13 protein-coding genes and 2 pseudogenes are annotated in these 20,057 nt (G+C 37.4%); 14 read left to right on the top strand and 1 reads right to left on the bottom strand.

The window, feature by feature from the left end:
• The 6 genes and pseudogenes from I2F89_RS15510 to I2F89_RS09470 all read left to right on the top strand — a co-directional run.
• Nucleotides 1–233 (top strand): annotated as a pseudogene (locus I2F89_RS15510) (hypothetical protein); the annotation flags it as partial.
• Between the two features lie 83 nt (nucleotides 234–316).
• A complete protein-coding gene (locus I2F89_RS15775; RefSeq protein WP_416379328.1) occupies nucleotides 317–574 on the top strand; it encodes a hypothetical protein in 258 nt (85 codons plus the stop codon).
• A gap of 5 nt (nucleotides 575–579) precedes the next feature.
• A pseudogene (gene rhuM, locus I2F89_RS15770) lies at nucleotides 580–1,038 on the top strand (RhuM family protein).
• A gap of 564 nt (nucleotides 1,039–1,602) precedes the next feature.
• A complete protein-coding gene (locus I2F89_RS09480) occupies nucleotides 1,603–4,719 on the top strand; it encodes an AAA domain-containing protein (RefSeq protein ID WP_229078098.1) in 3,117 nt (1,038 codons plus the stop codon).
• Between the two features lie 466 nt (nucleotides 4,720–5,185).
• A complete protein-coding gene (locus I2F89_RS09475; protein ID WP_081367436.1) occupies nucleotides 5,186–6,124 on the top strand; it encodes an exonuclease domain-containing protein in 939 nt (312 codons plus the stop codon).
• A 14-nt stretch (nucleotides 6,125–6,138) separates the two neighbouring features.
• Complete coding sequence (locus I2F89_RS09470; RefSeq protein ID WP_071866934.1) at nucleotides 6,139–6,684, top strand: hypothetical protein; 546 nt, start codon at nucleotides 6,139–6,141, stop codon at nucleotides 6,682–6,684.
• Nucleotides 6,685–6,786: 102 nt separating this feature from the next.
• On the opposite strand, the gene I2F89_RS09465 is transcribed toward I2F89_RS09470, so the two are convergent.
• Entirely contained in the window at nucleotides 6,787–7,779 is a 993-nt protein-coding gene (locus I2F89_RS09465) for a LacI family DNA-binding transcriptional regulator (protein WP_195514257.1), read from the bottom strand.
• Nucleotides 7,780–7,961: 182 nt separating this feature from the next.
• On the opposite strand from I2F89_RS09465, the gene I2F89_RS09460 reads away from it, so the two are divergent.
• The 8 genes from I2F89_RS09460 to I2F89_RS15505 all read left to right on the top strand — a co-directional run.
• Entirely contained in the window at nucleotides 7,962–9,281 is a 1,320-nt protein-coding gene (locus I2F89_RS09460; protein WP_074799806.1) for an ABC transporter substrate-binding protein, read from the top strand.
• On the top strand, nucleotides 9,281–10,156 hold the full coding sequence (locus I2F89_RS09455) for a carbohydrate ABC transporter permease (protein ID WP_229078097.1): 876 nt from the start codon (nucleotides 9,281–9,283) through the stop codon (nucleotides 10,154–10,156). Before I2F89_RS09460 ends, I2F89_RS09455 begins: the two co-directional genes overlap by 1 nt.
• Nucleotides 10,143–10,979, top strand: coding sequence for a carbohydrate ABC transporter permease (locus tag I2F89_RS09450; protein WP_195514256.1), 837 nt, complete (start codon nucleotides 10,143–10,145; stop codon nucleotides 10,977–10,979). The genes I2F89_RS09455 and I2F89_RS09450 overlap by 14 nt, the downstream gene beginning before the upstream one ends.
• Before the next feature lie 12 nt (nucleotides 10,980–10,991).
• Nucleotides 10,992–12,497 carry an alpha-amylase family glycosyl hydrolase gene (locus I2F89_RS09445; RefSeq protein WP_195514255.1) on the top strand — a complete coding sequence of 502 codons (1,506 nt, stop codon included), beginning with the start codon at nucleotides 10,992–10,994 and terminating at the stop codon, nucleotides 12,495–12,497.
• Nucleotides 12,452–13,405: a DUF1861 family protein gene (locus I2F89_RS09440; protein ID WP_229078096.1), complete on the top strand. Its 954-nt coding sequence runs from the start codon at nucleotides 12,452–12,454 to the stop codon at nucleotides 13,403–13,405. The genes I2F89_RS09445 and I2F89_RS09440 overlap by 46 nt, the downstream gene beginning before the upstream one ends.
• A 12-nt stretch (nucleotides 13,406–13,417) precedes the next feature.
• A complete protein-coding gene (locus I2F89_RS09435) occupies nucleotides 13,418–14,485 on the top strand; it encodes a glycoside hydrolase family 130 protein (protein ID WP_195514253.1) in 1,068 nt (355 codons plus the stop codon).
• The gene (locus I2F89_RS09430; RefSeq protein ID WP_195514252.1) at nucleotides 14,482–16,200 is read left to right on the top strand and encodes a phospho-sugar mutase; all 1,719 of its coding nucleotides are present in this window, start codon (nucleotides 14,482–14,484) and stop codon (nucleotides 16,198–16,200) included. Before I2F89_RS09435 ends, I2F89_RS09430 begins: the two co-directional genes overlap by 4 nt.
• A gap of 880 nt (nucleotides 16,201–17,080) precedes the next feature.
• On the top strand, nucleotides 17,081–20,057 hold a 2,977-nt coding region (locus tag I2F89_RS15505; RefSeq protein WP_229078095.1), incomplete at its 3' end, for an isopeptide-forming domain-containing fimbrial protein.

The raw sequence follows: 20,057 nt of genomic DNA, 5'->3' as shown, positions 1-20,057 counted from the left end.
TGTGTTCCTTAAATTCAAAAATATGCAAAAAAAGTGGGACGATAATCAGCTTTTCTTCTGATTATTGTCCCACTCTCTTTTTTGTAAATAATAATACCTACTATAATTTCGTCGCATTATTTGGCGTATATATAAGGGACGCGATTTTTTACTATAATACAAATAAATCAGTTGAAGATCATATTTTAGGTGAGTTACCAAGTAAGAAAAATGTTCGTTCGAGTTACATATGATCTGAATCAAGTATCGTGACAAATTTAGCAACTATTTTAATAAAATACAGATGGGATCAAGAAGGGAGAATAAATCAAGTTGGATGAAATCCAATTTTTTGATGTATGAAGACAGTGAAGAAGTGGAAGTAGTGGTGCAAGATGAACACATTTGGGCTACACAAAAGACAATTTCAAAACTTTTTGATGTTGGCATTCCGGCAATTAGTAAACATCTGAAAAATATATTTGATTCTGGTGAATTAGCTGAAGAAGTGGTTGTTTCCATTTTGGAAAATACCACTCAACATGGTGCAATTGAAGGTAAAACGCAAACAAAAAAGTCAAATACTATCATTTAGATGCAATCATTTCTATTGGCTACCGAGTCAACTCGCAAAAAGCAACACAATTTCGTATTTGGGCAACGGATGTCTTAAAAGACTATATTCGAAAAGGATTTAAAATTGATGTCGAACGAATGAAACAAGGTGAACACGCGTTTAGTAAAGACTACTTCTGAGAGCTACTCGAAACAGTTCGTTTAATTCGTGCAAGTGAGCGCCGTATTTGGCAACAAATCACTGATGTTTTTGCAGAAATTTCTTATGATTATGATAAAAATGAAGAGGTAACAAAGCAATTTTATGCAACTGTACAAAACAAATTCCACTATGCGATTACAGGAAGAACAGCCGCAGAAGTCGTTTATGATAAAGCGGATAAAACGAAAGAAAATATGGGACTTACAACTTGGAAACACTCACCAGATGTACGGATTTTACAATCGGATGTAGCGATAGCTAAGACTAAAGGAGTTCAATAAGCATAAAAAAATTGTTTCTGATTTTGATAAAGAAGTGATGAAAATCAGGGGTGAGATAGAATAGTTCAAAATATGAAAAATTGAGGAAATGATAACTTGTTAAATAAGATGACAAATTAATGATTTAAACAAAAAGATAGATTTTTTGCAAAACTTTTGCGAATCGAGCTTTAGCAAAATAATAACTGTCAATTAATATATTAGGTAATTCTTAAAATGATTGGATTCGTAAAGACTATTAGCATAGTATAAACCAGATACACCTGAATATAGGTGTATCTAATTTTTTTCTCTTAATTTAAGAACTATTTTTATATAAGGGGGAATAATGAATTTGTGTATTCTAATCCTTATACAACCAATAAAACCTCTTTTCTTACCTATTTCTATAAAAATTTGTAAAATAAATTAATTTATTAGATAATAGTTATTATAACTATATAATTTGATAATAGAAGAAGTGAATTATTATTCTACTTATAAGTAATTAACATGTGAAATATACAAAATGAAGTGACAAAAATTCTAATAGGAACGTTCTTTTTTGATAATTTGGAGGGCATCATGAATAATAAGAATGATATATTAAATGCTTGGATTACTATCGAACAATTATCCGAGGGATCGATAGCAAAAGAAGATAGTAGATATAGAACTTTGAATTTGAATGAAATGGATCATCTTGAAGAGAATTTCTCTATATTTCTCAATAAAAATAAAAAACTGCGCAATAAAACGGATAAACAATTCAGTAAATCTGGATTAGTTATTTACTTTGATATTTTTGATTTTCAAGAAGTGATAGATATATTGCGTGAAAAGTATAATATTTCATCTACTGATGAAGAAACAACTAATTCCGATAAGTTCACTTTTGCTCTTTATTTTGACCACAAACTGAATTTTATTCCTGAAAAATTATTTTTTACTATCAGTGGGTACATACGTTACAAAAATGAATTTCCAAAAGATTTTTTTAATGCTGAGAGTAGTTTACGTGACGATTTAAGTAAAAAATTTGAGGATAAAGAATTTAATCGTTTTTTTACAGACTTGTTAAGACAATATAAAGTAAATGTGGAAAATTGTTGTTATGGATTTATCGAAGATTTAGAACATGGTGATGTAAATCTTCATTCATTTTTTATAGACGACCTTGAAAAAGCAAAATCTATTGAAACCAATAATTTTAAACGGTACTTAAACGGGGGTTCGGGGACTAAGATTAATTTAGATAGTAAAGTAGAATCTTTTCGTTTTAATCCAGAGAGTTTTCAAGAAATTTTGCAACCAAAAAACTATCCTTTAGGTAGATTTCCTAGTAATTCTGAATATTCACTTTCACTAATGCAACAAGTAGCAGTTAATTTGGCTTTAAATGACAAAAATACTATTCGCAGTGTTAATGGACCACCTGGCACAGGTAAAACAACTCTTCTCAAAGACATATTTGCTGATTTGGTTGTACAACAAGCGGTAGAAATATGTGAACTCTTCACAAAAGAACAAAAGAAAGGTGCTATCTACTGGAAGAATGCTAGAATTGGTTATTTACCTAGGCAAATTTCAGATAAAAATATGGTTGTGGCTAGTTCTAATAATGGAGCGCTAAAAAATATTGTGAATGAATTACCGCAATGGGAAAAAGTATCAAACGAGTTTAAAGAAAAAATAGCAGAGATAGACTATTTTTCAAACATTTCTAATTCAAAATTTAATGAATATTGGATTAGTAATAAGGATCAAGAAGACAAAATAATTCGTGAAATTAAGATTGAAAAATCAGATGATAAGAATTGGGGTTGCTTTTCACTTGAAGGTGGAAAATCTGATAATATGAGTAATTTGTTGCTCAATATTGAGTTCATCACAAAATACTTAAAAGAGGAGTATAGTGATAACGAGCCAGTGTACAAAGAATTTACGAAATTTTATAAAAAAGTGTTAGAAGAACGGAATAGGGTTCAAAAATGTTATAAAGAGATGAGTCGTCTCTCTCTCTTGAAAAGCGAATATGAAATTGAAAAGAAATCTTATGATTCAGAGAGAATAAAGAAGATTGAAACGATCAATAATTTAGCTATTGATTTTAAGGAACAACTAGAAAGGCTAAATACAGAGATAAAAAATATTGGGAATAGGTTGAAGCATAATCAAGAGTTATTAGATAAAAAAGAGTTATTTTATACTGAAGCAAAAAGAAATATTGAAATCATACAATCGCAAAAACCACGCTTAATGTGGTTGAAAAAATTTTTCAAGAAAAGTGAAGTAGAGTATTACAATCAAACCCTTGATCAAGCTAGGAGTAATTTATGCAATATTACAGATCAAAGAAACCAATTGAAGAATCAAATAAATAAAATGGTAATATTGAATGATCGTAATAAGTTTGAGAAAGATTCTAAGACTGAACAATTCGAAATTACGAAAAATACTATTGAAAATGGATTGAAACAAGGAGAGTTGAAGCTGATACGAGAAAAAAAACAAATTGATTCTCTTAGTAAGAAAATAGAAGAAAACAATATAGAGCCACTTGACTTCACAAAAACATATGACGAGCTTCAACTTTCTAATCCTTGGTTTACTAAAGAATTTCGTATCAAACAATCTGAATTATTTATTAAAGCGCTAGCGGTTAAAAAGCAATTTTTATATGAGAATAGAAAAAACTTAGGTGCTGCGTTGGAAATCTGGAAAAGAAAAAATGAATATATTACTAAACAAAACGGGCAAGAGTTGTTGATTGAAGCTTGGCAATGGATCAATTTTGCCATTCCAGTTATTAGTACAACATTTGCCAGTTTTGGACGAATGTTCAATTTTTTACCAGAAAATACGATTGCTAATTTATTTATTGATGAAGCAGGGCAAGCATTACCACAGGCAAGTGTAGGTGCAATATTTAGAAGTAAGAAAGTTCTTGCTGTTGGAGATCCTTCCCAAATACCACCAGTTCTAACATTGGATTCCAACGTACTGAACTTGATTGGTCAATACCATAACGTAGATGAGAGGTTTGTTTCTGCCCATGCTTCTACCCAAACACTCATTGATGAAACTAGTCAGTATGGTTTTTATAAAAAAGATGATCAATGGATAGGTATTCCTTTGTGGGTTCAGCGAAGGTCAAGTAATCCTATGTTCTCTATCTCAAATGAAATTTCTTATGATGGATTAATGGTTCAAGGAAAGTCTGTGGAGGAAGCGGTAGGTAAGGCAAAATGGATAGATATTAGTGGTAAAGCGAATGACAAATTTGTAAAAGAACAAGCTGATAATCTGAAAGACAAGATTTTAAGCTATAAGCAGTTAGACCCAAAATTATGGGATGAGATATACATTATCACTCCCTTTAAAAATGTTGCGTATCGATTAGCTAAAGAACTAGCAAAAATAGGATTCACAAAGAGAGAAAATAATAAACCAGTTAATATAGGCACTGTTCATACATTTCAAGGAAAAGAAGCAAAAATTATCTATTTTGTATTAGGGGCAGATTCTAGTAGTAAAGGAGCTGCAAAATGGGCAGTCACAGCGCCAAACCTCATGAATGTAGCTGTCACACGTGCAAAGGAAGAATTCTATATTATTGGTGACAAACAATTATATAAAAAACTAAATACTAAAGTTATAAATACGACTATTTCAATTATTGATAACCACAATCTTAGTTGATAGCTTGAGATTGTGGTTGATTTTACACCTATACTAAAAACATAAAATTATTATGTCCTGAAGGGCTCAAAATGGTTGACAAGATAAAAAATCGTTATGGTGATTGTATGGTTTTCTTGTATATGGATATTCAATTCTATTGCAAGAATCTATGTGTCAAAGATATTTCGTCTAGCCTTTCTAAATTAGCTATCTTAAATGATCCTTGTTTAAAGAGACGTAGCAACAATAAGGGATGAGAAAGTAGCGAGTTATCGGGAGAGTTTTTATCAGGAATACTGATGAATGGTATAAGCTAGATGAAATATTACATTAGAAAAGACGCAAAAAATATTTCTAATAAACTTTGTGATGAATGAAGTTTTTTTAAAATGAGAATGGTTACAATCGTTTGTGGATGTATTAAAGAGTGCATGTTCTAAATATTGAAAATTAAAAAAATATTTACAAAATGGAGGAGAATTAGATGAGTATAAATTTTGTCGCTATTGATTTTGAAACTGCGAACCAATATCGTGCCTCAGCATGTTCTGTAGGGATGGTAAAGGTTGAAAATGGCAAAATCACAGACACCTACTATTCATTGATTGATCCTGAAACAGAATTTGATAGTTATAATATTTACATTCATGGAATTACGCCAGAGATGGTGGATGGTGAAAGAAACTATGCACAAATAGCAAATGATATTCTAAGGTTTACTGAGGGACTTCCATTGGTCGCTCACTATGCCCCATTTGATATGGGCGTCATCAAGGATTCTAATGAGAGGTATGGTATTACAAATTTTAATAGAGAGTATTTTGATAGTTATTATTTATCGATACAATACGTAAAGGCGCTGAGTTATAAGCTTAATCATTTAGCTGAGTTGATTGATTTTACATTCGAGCATCATCATGCTTTAGAAGATGCAGCAGCTTGTGCGACTCTTATTTTGTACTTATGTAAAGAAAATCAGTTTTCTAGTATTGAAGAGTTGATATCAGCAGCAAATTATAAAAAATTTGGTGAAATTAATGGATTTTCAAGACGGGGGTTTTTAAAAAGTTCAAAATCACACTTGTCAGTTATCCAAATTCAATCAATCATTGATTCAGTGGAAGGAGAATCAATTGATCCTACTCATGTTTTTTTTCAAAAAAGTGCTTGTTTTACAGGAAAATTGAAGAGTTTAACTAGAGTTGAGGCGATGGAGAAACTGGCTGGTTGTGGTGGTATCCCAGAAAAGGGAGTAACAAAAAATACACATTATTTAGTAATGGGGGATCAAGATCTACGGGTTGTTGGGGAAGGGGGGAAATCAGCAAAGATAAAAAAAGCGGAAAAACTGTTAAAGAATGGACAGTCGATTCAACTACTTGGTGAATATGAATTTCTTCAAATGATAAATAGTAATCTATAGGGAGTTGAGATTAGTTGAAAAAAATCACATCTGTAAGTGGACAAATCTTTCTATTTAAAGAGATACCAAATAAAAGAAGAAATGAAATGGGAATTGCTTCAGGAGAATCTGTTTTGTTATCTATTTATGAGAACGATCAGTTTTATTTTTCTCAGGGAATCAATCTTATCAAGTATAAAAATATTTCTAAAGAAGAAGTACCAACTAATTTAGAAATCGATTTTTTTAAGCTAGTAAGGGAAGCTAAAGAATTGAAATATAAGAAGTCATTAGTAAAGGAGTATGGAATCGAGCAGTTTATCCATTACTTACCTAAAATAACCTTTAAACAAGTAAGATTATCGAGTGAGCAGATTGAAATAACGGGTTCTATTCGATATCCAGAGAGTGTTCATGAAAAAGAAGTACCGATTGTTTATTTTAAAAAACAGGAACTTCCATTAGAAGAGGATACATACTTTACAAAAATAATTTCACCAATTCCAAAAAACAAAGAAAAAATCCCGTTTACTTTTCAATTGTCCAAGCAAGTGATTACAAAATCATGTACTATTCATTAAACTGGATATTGGTAATAAGAAAAGTAGATGCATCTCTTAGTCAAAAGATCACACAAAAAACCGCTGAACAGCCCCTTTCCCTCTAGCTGTCCAGCGGTTCCTTCATTTATCCACTATCCTCACCGACCCCCAAATATTCAACTCCGGTACGATCTGTTGATGGATAATCGGTTCGTCTGGATGATTGATGCGGTGTAACAAGGTTCGGATGGCGAGTTGGCCCATGAATTCCAAGTTGGTGGCAACGTTGGTCAATCGTGGGATCGCCATGCGTGTGAATTCTGTTTCGTCAAAACAAATGATACTGATGTCATCTGGTATTGTATAGCCAGCGGATTGGAGATAGCTGTTGAGCATAAAGGCTAATCCGGAATTGACACAAAACCAAGCATCGGGCATTTGCTCGATGCTTTTTAGGCGACTGAACAAAGCGCCTTGGGATTCTTCGATTTCGGTGATCTCGATTTCTGGTTCTTGCGAGATGCCGTGTTCTGCTAAGGCGCGATGGTAGCCGCGGTAGCGTTCGAGGTAGCTTGGCGAAAAGGAGGTATCGCCGATGAAGCCAATTCGTTTCATGCCGTTCGCAATGAGTAATGAAATGGCTTGGAACGTGCCGTCGGTATTTTTGGACAAAATGGCATCTGCGAGTAATTCTGGATCGTGATGATCAATCAAAGTTACGGGGATTCCTGTAGCAATCACTTGTTTTATGTAGTCATTGTTACTATGAGAAAGCACTAAAATACCGTCATATTCATTGATGTGTTCTGGCAGGATCATTTGTTGTAGTATTTCATCGGTTAAGGTATACGTGTCTAATTTGATATGTGCGCGTTGTGCGGCAGATTCTGCGCTTTTCACGATTTCGCCGAAGAAACTTGTTTGGGAAAAGGCAAATTCGGTTGCCATCAAAAGAAAGCTCATGGTGGTGTCTTCTGTGACGGTCTGGTAACGATAGCCTAATTCGTCGGCTTTATTTTTTACTAATTGTTTGGTTTGCTGGCTGACGCCTGGTTTGTTTCGTAGTGCTTGCGAAACGGAATTTTTAGAGATTCCTAGTGCATCAGCGATGTCTTGCATCGAAGCTTTTTTCATAAGTTCACCTAATTTCTCGTAATGTTTACATTGATTATAACATAGTACATCTAAAATAATCACCTATAAAGATTACAAATGTAACTTTGTAATGTTAATTACGTAATTTTGACAAACGTAATTACGGATGGTATGATTGGCGCAGTTATAAGAAACCGTTTACAAACCAAGGAGGAAGATTCATGAAGATGAAGAAAATATTTTTGGGACTTACGACTGTATTAGCAGGAACTGTTTTACTTGCGGGCTGTGGCAATCAATCAACGAGTGGGGATTCCGGCTCAGATGATGGGAAAACGAAAATCACTTTTTGGGCGGCACCTAATCCGACGCAATTGAGATATTGGCAAGAAATGGCGACAGAATTCGAAGCACAAAATGACGAGATCACAGTCGAAGTGACCCAGATGAAAGAAAGTCCATCTTCTGAAGCGACGATCCAAAGTGCAATTGCATCGAATACAGCACCGACGTTGTCTGAAAATGTGAACCGTAGTTTTGCGGCACAATTGGCGGCCAGTGAAGCGATCTTACCATTGAATCAACAAAATGGATTTGATTCGATCGTGGAAGCAAGACATATGAATCAAACGATTGAAAGCTGGAAATTTTCTGACGATAGTCAATATGTATTACCAGTGTATTCAAACCCGATTTTATTTGGTTGGCGCATTGATTTACTAGAAGAACTTGGCTTTTCTGAGGTTCCAAAAACGTATTCTGAATTGTTAGAGGTTGTAGAAAAGGTTCAGGAAACAGATAAAGCATTATGGGCGAAAAGAGACTTGTCTGACCCAACAGCTTGGATGCGTTGGTTTGATTTCTTTCCGTTGTACAATGCGGCGAGTGAAGGTGGCAGTTTTGTAGAAAATGAGAAGTTTTCTGTGGATGAGGCTGCAATGACGAATGTATTTGAGTTGATGAGTCAATTAGCAGATGCGAATGTTTTGCGAACAGGGGAAGCGACTGATCCGTTTGAAAATGGGGATAGTATCATGACTGATCTTGGTCCGTGGACATTCCCGAATTGGGACGAAAAATATCCTGAGTTGACGTTTGGTGAAAACTACACAGTGACGACACCTGTTGTGCCTGATGCTTTAGCAGATGTGGAAGAAGTTTCGACTTACGCAGATGCGAAAGGGATCGTGATGTATGCGCAAGCGACAGAAGAAGAACAGGCAGCTGCGATGGCGTTCTTAGAATTTGTTTATTCGGATGATGAACATGACATGAAGTTACTAGAAATGACGTCATTGATCCCTGCGAGAGACGATGCGAAAGAAAATGAAATTTTTGCTGCATACTTTGAAGAGAATCCAGCGATGAAAGTATACGCAGAAAATGTTCCGTTTGCTGTCCCGGCAATGGATAATGAAAAATTCAATGAGATTCAACAAGCTTTTGGTGAACAAGCGTGGGTACCAGTGATTCGTGGAGAAAAGGATGCGAAAACTGCAACAGCAGATGCCAAATCAGCGGTCGAAGGGGCGCTTCAATAATGAACAAAAATACAAAGTTGGGCTGGTTATTTACCAGCCCATACCTGATTTTTACTGTCATCTTCTTTTTATTACCGCTTTTATGGTCGTTTTGGTTAGCGCTGACAAGTTGGAATATGATTTCACCAACGGTTGAATTTGTTGGTTTCAAAAATTTTATTGATGCGTTTCATAGTCCGGCGATTCGAGCAGCATTTGTGGTGACCTATAAATTTCTACTGGTCTTTGTTCCGATGGCTTTGATTTTATCGATGACGATTGCGTTGCTAGTGAATAGTTTGCCTAAGTTTAAAGGCTTGTACATGGTAGCGTTCTTCTTACCTTATCTTTCGAGTGGGGTCGTGACCTCATTGATCGTGAAAGGATTGCTTTCGTACAATGGCCCTTTTAATACGTTTTTACGTACGAGAATGGGTTGGGATATTGATTGGTTGGGTAATCCTCAGACGTCGATTTTTATTGTTTCACTGATGATTGCTTGGAAGATGTCTGGCTATTATGTGTTGATCTTGATTTCTGGTTTGGGAAATATCAATAAAGAAGTCTATGAGGCTGCGGCGATCGATGGCGCAAGTGCATGGACGCGTTTTTGGAAGATCACGTTTCCCATGCTTTATCCTGCATTTTTTACAGTGACGGTGCTTGCTGTGGGGATTAGTTTTGGGATCTTTACGGAAGTGTATCAATTGACTGGTGGCGGGCCGAATTTTGCTACGAATACGTGGCAAATGGAAATCTATAATCAAGCATTTGTCAATCTTCGCTCGGGGTATGCTTCAGCAGTCGCGTTAATGGCTTCAGTGGTGACGTTTGCTTCGATTGGTGTGATTCGTAAACTATTAGAAAAATGGGGGGAGAAAAATGGTTGGTCATAAACGGACAAAAGGCAAAAATACGATTCTTTATCTTGTAACGACCCTCGTGATGCTGATCATGACGTTTCCTTTTGTGTACTTAGTCATGCATTCTTTTGCAGTTTGGGATCAAGTGGATCGTCGCATTATCCCAACAGATTTTAGTTTACGTTCTTGGACGTGGCTTTTCGGAGGTTCACCGACTTCTGCGGATGTTCCGTGGTTGGGGGCTTTTGTCAATACGACGATTGTGGCGACGGTAGCAACTGTTTTAATGATGTTGTTTGCTTTGATGGTCGGTTATGTGTTGGCAAAGATCGAGTTTAAAGGGAAAAAATTAGTAAACAATTTTATTCTTTTCCAAATGTTTTTTCCAGCAATCATTTTACTGATCCCGCAGTTTTTAATGGTGACAAGAGTGGGCTTGCTGGATTCATATGCAGGAATGATCATTCCTACAGCGATCAGTTTATGGGCAATTTTTATGTATACGAACTTTTTCAAAGCGATTCCCAATACATTGATTGAAGCGGCGAAGCTAGATGGTGCAACGGAGATGCAAGTCTTGTTCAAAGTCGTGTTGCCGATGTCTAAATCGATTACGACGGTGATTTTCTTGTTCTTGTTTACGGATCGTTGGACGAATTTATTGTGGGATATGATCGTGTCGAAAAGTGATAGTACAGTGACGTTGAATGTCTTGATTTCGCAAATGTTCGGCCCGTATGGCACGTTTCCAGGACCGATGTATGCGGCGTCAATATTGTTGACTTTACCATTGATCGTTTTGTTTTTGATTTTCTCAAAACGATTCCAAGATGGTATGCAATTTACATTGAAGTAAGAGGACAGAACAATGTGGTGGAAAAATGCAGTTTTTTATGAAATCTATCTCGCTTCTTTTGCAGATAGTAATGGCGACGGGATTGGGGATATCGATGGTGTTAGAGGAAAGTTGCCTTACCTAAAAGAATGTGGCATCGATGCCTTATGGCTCACACCATTTTATCCTTCGCCAAGAGTCGATAATGGGTATGATGTTTCGGATTATTGTGCGGTTGATCCGCAATATGGGTGTTTGGAAAACTTTCGATCACTTTTGGAAGAAGCACATGCATTATCGATAAAAGTCATTATTGATGTGGTTTTGAATCACACATCAACGGCACATCCGTGGTTTATCGAATCCAGTGCGAGCCAAGCGAGTGCAAAACGAGATTGGTATATTTGGCGAGATCAGCCGAATAATTGGGAAAGCTTTTTTGGGGGGAGTGCCTGGAAGCTGGATCACCGAACCAATCAGTATTATTATCACAGTTTTGCAGAAGAGCAGGCGGATTTGAACTGGCAGAATCCTGAAGTGAAGCAGGCAATCTATGATGTCTTGTCTTTTTGGCTGGACATGGGTGTGGATGGGTTTCGTTTTGATGTGATCAATAATCTAACGGTGAATGATACTTTTACAGATAATCCTAGGGATGAAGAGGGGAAACAGGTGCATCTCTATGATGTCAATCAGCCTGGAGTGATGCCAGTTCTTAAAGAAATGAATCAATGGCTCAAAACAGTCGCTCCAAATATTTTTACAGTGGCTGAGATCAGTTCGGATCAGTTATCAGTGATTTCAAGTTATGTGGAAGAAGCAGGATTCGATACGGCGTTCAACTTTAATTTAGGAAGTATTGAAACGTTGGATCTAACGACATTGACCCACGAATTTCAAGAGATGAATGCACGTAAACATCTTCCAACTTTATTCTTTAATAGTCACGATATGAGTCGTTCGTGGAACCGGTTGGCACAAGAAGATCGTGGGACGTATGAATTGTTGTCTGTCTTTCTATTGATCAATCGGGGTGTGCCTTTCTTATTTCAAGGAGAAGAACAAGGGGTAAGCGATTTTTATCCGACCCATCTTTCAGAGATTCGCGACATTCAAGCGAAGAATAAATACCATGAACAATGCCTCTTTGTGGAAACACGACAGGCACTTTCAGCCGCCAATGAAGTGAATCGCGACCGTTCCCGGGGGATGATTCCTTGGGGAGAAAGTCAACGACCTGGGTGGATCGGGACGAGCCCAAAAAATCCAGAAGGGGAACTGATTTCTTCTGTCTATCAAGAATTGATTCGTTTGCGTAAAGCGGAGGGGCCTTTTCAAGAAGTTACGAATATTCAGTTGGAAAAAGGATGTATACGGTATCAAGTAGAGCATTTATCCGTAGTGCTGAATTTTAGTGAGTCATCTGTAGAACAGAATATCTCAGAAAACGTTCAAACGATTTATGGCAAAGGGATGCTTAGTGAGGATCGTAAATGGGTCAACGTGCCATCAAAAAGCTGTTGGATTGGAAAGGAATAGCAATGATCAAAATAAAAAATTTAATTGAAGATTATCGAAAAAATAAGCCTGAACAAATGAAAAAAGCGGAATTTTTGACATTTACAGGTGTGGGGACGAAGGATGTCTATAACATTACTGCACCTTTTGAGTTAGCGGGAGAAGTCGTATTAGCTGGGCGTGTGGAAGCTAGAGAGAGCGAAGATTCTACCGTCTACTTGTTTAGAGAAACAGCTAAAAATACGTGGGCAAAGATTTCTGATGGCATCGAATTACCATTACAAGATCCTTTTTATACGGTGATCGACGGGAAAGTGATTTTAGGTGGGGTGGAAGTTGTTTTCTTGCCAGAAGGACAGGCGCAATGGCGGACCATTTTTTATCACTTAGAAGATACAGCAACTGCCCACCACTTATTTGAAGGACCATGGGGAATGAAAGACTTACGCTTGAAGCAATTGTCAACTGGTGAAATTTTAGTCATGACACGTCCACAAGGAGAAAAAGGTGGTCGTGGCAAGATTGGTGCTTGTCTGATCGATCAGCTGGCTGATCTATCGATCCAAAAAATCGAAGAAGCGCCATTGTTAGCGAATCAATTTTCTGAGGAAGAATGGGGCGGCGCAAATGAAATTTTTGAGATTGATGGAGTGATTTGGGTTTTAGGCCATATTGCGAATTTTGATGAGCAAGGTGATCGCCATTATTATGCGATGCGTTTTTCTTTTGATCGCAGAAACCATGCAATGAAGGATGTGCGCATCCTTGCGGAAAGAAAAGATTTTGCTAAAGGACCGACGAAACGACCGGATCTTGTGGATGTGGTCTTTAGCGGAGGCTTGGACCTGTCTTCTGAGCATGGTGTTTTATATGCCGGGATCAGTGATGCAGGCGCACAAAAATTAGAAATCGAAAATCCATTTAAGTAGAGGTAAATACAGATGAAAATAGACCGTTTTAATGAAAATCCATTGATTACACCAGAAGATATCAAACCGTTACACGACGGATATGAAGTGATTGGTGCATTCAATGGGGGAGTTGCTTACTATCAAGGGGAAGTCTTACTCTTATTGAGAATCGCAGAGCGACCAATCTCGGAAGGTCCAAAGGTGATCAAAGCGCCTGTTTATGATCCAGCAACGCAAACGATGGAAATCTTATCTTTTGATCGTGAGGATGAAAATTATGATTTTGAAGATCCACGAATGATCCGTAAAAAAGATCAGTTAGATCGTTTTGAATATTTGACTTCTTTATCTTATATTCGAATTGCTCGGAGTAAAGATGGACATCATTTTACGATCGACGAAGATGCCTTTTTGTATCCGTTTAATGAATACCAAACATACGGCATAGAAGATGCGCGTTGTACGCAAATTGGCGATACCTACTACGTCAATTTTAGTTCTGTCTCACCGATGGGGGTCTGTGATTCTTTAGTTTCAACGAAAGATTTCAAGTCTTATCAAGATCTTGGTAATATATTTGCGCCTGAAAATAAAGATGTGTTGATCTTTCCAGAACAAATCAATGGGAAGTACTATGCGTTACACCGTCCGTCGCTAAAAAGTATTGGGAATTATGATATCTGGATTGCGTCTTCACCAGATTTAGTGAGTTGGGGGAACCATCATCATCTGTTAGGTGTTCGAGAAAATACATGGGATAGCGGTCGGATCGGCGGCGGTCTAGTGCCTATCAAAACGGATCAAGGGTGGTTGATCATCTATCATGGCGCAACAGCACAACATCGCTATTGTATGGGTGCCGCGCTGTTAGATTTAGAAGATCCAACAAAAGTGATCGCGCGCAGTCATCAGCCAATCATGGAACCAGAAGCGGATTATGAAAAGAATGGTTTCTTTGGGGATGTTGTCTTTGGCTGTGGGGGATTACTTGATGGCGATCAGTTGACGATGTATTACGGTGTAGCTGATACATCAATGGCTGGCTGTACACTTTCGATCAATGAGATTTTAGATCAAATGAAAGAAGAACGTCCATGAACTGGCAACAAAAATATCAAGAATGGCTAAATGAAATATCTTTAGAAGGAATGATGAAAGAGCAATTAACGGCTCTTTCTGACCCGCAAGAAATCGAAGATCGCTTTTATCAGTACTTGTCCTTTGGCACAGGTGGGATGCGCGGGGAACTTGGAGTCGGTACGAATCGGCTGAACAGTTATACGATCAAACGAGTTGCTTTTGGTTTAGCTACTTATATTCGTGAAAAAAATGCAAGCCAACAAGGCGTAGTGATCGCATTTGATAACCGTCATTGCTCAAAAGAATTCGCTGAATGGACGGCGCGAGTATTAGCCAGTCAAGGAGTCAAGGTTTATTTATCCGACTGTTTACGTCCGACCCCGCAATTGTCGTTTCTTGTTCGCCATTATCAAGCGTGTGCCGGAGTGATGATTACGGCTAGTCACAATCCAAAAGAATACAACGGATTTAAAGTTTATGGACCAGACGGTGGGCAGATCACTTTAGAAACAGCAGAGAGACTGACAGAACTTTTAGCGCATGGACCCAATGAGTTGTCGATTGAAGCAGACGCGTTGTCTGTTTATAGAGAGGCTCAGCGGATTCATCTTTTTGGTGAAGAAGTCGACACTCTTTATTTAGAACAGTTGACGGCAGTCATTCAAAATAAAGAAAACATCCGACGATTTGGCTCGCAGCTTAACATGATCTATACGCCATTACATGGAGCTGGAAATATTCTTATGCAAAAAGCATTTGAGCAACTAGGATTTGCTAATCTCCACGTCATAAAAGAGCAAGCGTTGCCTGATCCAGATTTTTCAACAGTAGCGTCACCTAATCCGGAAGATAAAGAGGCTTTTGCGCTGGCATTAACAGAAGCAAAAAAACAGGAGGCACAGTTGATATTAGCAACGGACCCAGATGCAGATCGTTTAGGTGTCGTGGTTTTGAAAGACGGAGAACCAGTATTTCTTACAGGGAATCAAATCGGGGCTTTATTGCTGGACTACTTGATTCGAAGTAAACAACAGAACCAACAATCCTTGACGAACTTCTTTATAGCCAAAACGATCGTCACTTCGGAACTAGGTGCAAGAATTGCTCAAGCACATGGAATCGAAACGAGAAATACGTTGACTGGGTTCAAATTTATCGGGGAACAAATCCAACAGGCAGAAGAACAAAAAGGGAAAGATTTTTTGTTTGGGTACGAAGAAAGTTATGGCTATCTGATCGCCCCTTTTGTTAGAGACAAAGATGCGATCCAAGCGGCGGTATTATTAGCAGAAGCAGCGTTAGACCGTCATTTATCAGGGCACGATTTGATTGATCGCTTACATGAACTGTATGAAGAATACGGCTACTATGAAGAACATTTGGAAACACAGATTTTTTCCGGAAAAGATGGAATCATCCAAATGAACCAACGACTGGATCGTCTGAGAGAACAATCATTTTCGCACTTAGGAGAGTTTGTGCTTTCCTGTACAGAAGATTACGCTACTTCACTAAGAACGACGCCAAATCAACAATCATCTACGATTGATCTACCCACTTCCAATGTCTTGAAGTATATATTCACAGATGGTTCATGGTTCTGTCTACGACCATCAGGTACAGAACCGAAGTTTAAGATTTATTATTCAGTGAAGGATAAATCTCAACCTTCTGCACAAGAGAAATTGCTTCGCTTGCAGAAGGAATTTCAGAAACTATTGGATAATTTATAAACAATACGAAAAGCCAAGCTAGACTTCTGAACGGAAGAGTCGCTTGGTTTTTTTTGTAGAAAGAATTAAGTGACTTTAAATATTCAAACATAACGTTGTTAGTATGGAAATCTAACATACATAAAAATTAATGGACAATTAGAGAAGAGGAAAGTTTTCTTATTGATTATAAATTGTTATCTAATGACTAGGTATTTACGCTCTGTTTATTATTTATTTTGTTATTATAAATCAGGAATAAATATGTATATATTTGTTTTTTTTTATCTTTTGTATTCAATGATATAAACAATTTTTTGAATAGTAATTCAAAGTGGATCGGTTTGTGAAGAATGATATCATTAATAACATATCTAATAACTTAAGCTAGACAGATGATTCGATTTGTCTAAAATCAGCGGGTATCTAATTCTTAATTTTGATTGACATAACAATCTATCGTTTTGTTCATAACGTTATGACGTGTGTGAATTGTAGATTCGGTTGGTTGAATAGGAGAGAATACAGCCTTTTACCTTTAAAATAAGTATTTATAATCATTTTATAGTTAGAAATTTCTGACTTTTTCTTTCTTTACGTAAATCATTGCACACTTTCTTTTACTAAAAAAAATTGGTATCAACGAGAAATGATTCGCTTAATAGGCAGTTTGATTTGTAGTTTTTTTATACATATATATAGGAAGAAAGTTCTTTTTCAAGAAAATAAAATAGCATATTAGTCATTAATCTCCTTCTTTTTTTCACTAAAATACTCGTATTATAGGCGTATATATATGGTGTGTGATTTTATATATGAGAAAATACTCATCTACAAATCCGTTTTCTTTGTGTTATTTAAACAACGATTATATAGTGGGGTGAAGGAGGTTATTTTAAAAATGAAAAAAGTGTATAGAGTTCCATTCAATTATTTAGCTGTTGTTATGTTGTTGGTAGCGAATCTGCTGCCTGTGACGAGTGTGTTTGCTGAAGGGGTGGCACCACCGAATGAGAATGTATTCGACTCTCCAAGTTTATCGATCAAAGCAGATGCTGAAGCGAATACGGAGAACCAGCAATTAGTGGATGTGACGTATGAAGTGACGAACAAAAGTGAGGCACCCATCAATCAGTTGATCATCCATCAAAAAAATGAAAACGATACACCTGTTAAATTTGATGAGCAAACACTAAAAAATAATCAGAAGTTAGTCGAATCAACCGATCCAATCGTTTCGTTTGAAAAGATGGAAAAAGCAGAAGGAACCCAATTACGAATTGCTACCCTTCAACCAAATGAAACAAGAAAACTTTCCATCACCGGGGAACAAACGAATCGATCCGTAGATCAATTAGCAGCTGAGATCAAACAATCAGAAAACAAATTAGGTGAGCTCAAGCTCAATTTTCCAAAAAAAGAACTTGCACCAACTAGCACTACCTCATCACCTATACAAGAATCTACCGCACAACCAGAATCATCGATACCCAGTCAACCAACCAAAGAAACAACATCAGAGTCAGAATCGACTGTGCCAACAGAAAAAACACAAACAGAAGAATCACAGTCAACAAGTGAAGAAGCAGAGGACCCCGACCCTGGATTACCTCAAGCACCTATGGCTCAAGGCCCTCGACTTGCGCCGACACCAGGACGAGGCTTCGAAAAGCCAATCTATAATAGTGTGCACAAAGGCGAACTTTTTTCTACAGGAAATACTAATCTAAAGATCCTTGATGAAAAAGAGTATCGAGCAAATATTTTCTTGAATACTAAAGCGCCTAGTAGTGGCTATTCGATCAATAACTTTGTTTTAGAATTTGCTGATGTAGATGGCGACCCGACAACATATAATTCTAGTCGCGCATATATCGATTTAGATGGTGCGAAAGAGATTGCATGGGCGGGGTTATTTTGGAGTTCTTCTCGTTATAAAGGCCCTACATTTGGCACAAATCTTTCGGATGAAGAAATCAGTGCACCAGTCAAATTTACTACGCCAAATGGCACATCACAAAGAGTTGCCCCTCAGTATTATCATCGAATTGACCAAGATAAAACTGATCCTGGACAATACTTTGGCTATAACAATACAGGCTTTTCAAATTATGCAGATGTGACATCGATCATTCAAGGAGATGGCAGTGGAACTGGTGGCTATACCTTAGCTGATATCCCTATGACAAAAGCGCTAAACCAGAAAGCTCAATACTATAATTTCAGTGGCTGGAGTCTATTTGTCGTAACAAAAGATCAAGCAAAACATTCTCGAGCATTCAATGTTTACTACGGTGCTAGAGGAAATAAAGCTGGGACAAATAATGAGTTTGTCATGAAAGATTTTATTACAGCCAAACAAGGAAAACTAGAACCTATTGTCACCTGGTTCACTGTACAAGGGGATAAATTGTTTACTGGTGACAATGCGCAAATCAAAAATAGTGCAGGAACTTTTGTCAATATCATCAACACGATCAACCCTGTAGGAAATGTGATGAATGCCACCGTTTCTGATAACGATCAACATATGGTTGACAAGTATCCTGGACAGTTCAATCCAGGACATCCCAACTTTTTGGATATCGATATCGATCGGCTTTCTCTACCAGAGGGGCTGATCAGTAATGGCCAAAATCAAATCAGTTTCAGAACGACTAGTATTGGCGATGACTTCTCTACGAATGCTGTGGGTTTCTCTGTCAATGCTGAGATTCCTGAGCTAGAGGTCAATAAAGAAATCGTGAATCCTAAAGAGACCTACAAGATCGGAGAGACAGTCACCTATCGTGTGCACGTGAAAAATACAAAAGAAAATTCAGAAGCCGTCAATACGTTGTCTAAGGATGTCTTAGATAGCCGTTTGGATTATGTTCCTGGCTCTTTATCAGTCGTGAGTGGTCCCAATGCTGGTCAAAAAACTGATGCTTCTGGCGATGATCAAGCAGAATATACATCAGCTAACCGGACGATGACTGTTCGTGTTGGTGAAGGCGCAAATGCTACAACAGGGGGCAGTTACAAAGGAACGACGACTGAAACAGTGTATGAATTCCAAGCGAAAATCAATGGTACAGCCGTTGCCGAGCAATTGATCCCCAATCGTGCAACTGTGCAAGGGGCAGATGTAGCAACCAACACAGTACTTGAGAATCAATCGAATGTGGTTGAAGTAAAAGTAGAAAAAGAAGAGTTACTAGGAAAGCTTGAAAGCACGAAAACGGTCAATAACCAATCGCCGAAGCTTGGTGAAGAAATCGACTATACGATCAACTTTAAGAATACGGTAGAAAATGGTGTGCTGAATCAAGTGACGATCACGGATAGCTTGCCTAAAGGCTTGACGTATGTCGAAAATAGTATCGCAAGTAGTGGCAATGATCCTAAACCAACATCAATGACTGTAGTGAATGGAAAAGTAACTGCTGTATATCCAAAAATCACTGATACAGCTACGCGATCAATCACTTTTAAAGTCCGAGTGAATGAAGAAGCGGTCGCAGGACAAGCGATCATCAATCAAGCAATCGTCGACGATGACGTGAACCCACCGATTGAACCTGAAGTTCCTGTGACACCTGTTGAAACACCAGGAGAATTGGAAAGTACGAAAACGGTCAATAATCAATCACCAAAACTTGGGGAGGAAATTGAATATCGTATCACTTTTCGCAACAAAATAACTAATGGTGTTTTAAGCAAAGTGACAGTAACAGATAATTTACCAAAAGGCTTGACCTATGTGGAAGGTAGTTTGACCAGCGAAGGGGATGATCCCCAACCGACCAATCTAAGTTACAAAGACGGTACGATCACGGCCGAATATGGCAAGATCAGTGATACGAAAACTCGTACGATCATCTTTAAAGTGAAAGTCA

The sequence above is a fragment of the Enterococcus sp. 1001283B150225_161107_E12 genome (genome assembly GCF_015556925.1).
Taxonomy (GTDB): domain Bacteria; phylum Bacillota; class Bacilli; order Lactobacillales; family Enterococcaceae; genus Enterococcus_B; species Enterococcus_B mundtii.
The sequence above is the reverse complement of the archived record's forward strand: the minus strand, read 5'-3'. Positions and strand labels throughout refer to the sequence as shown.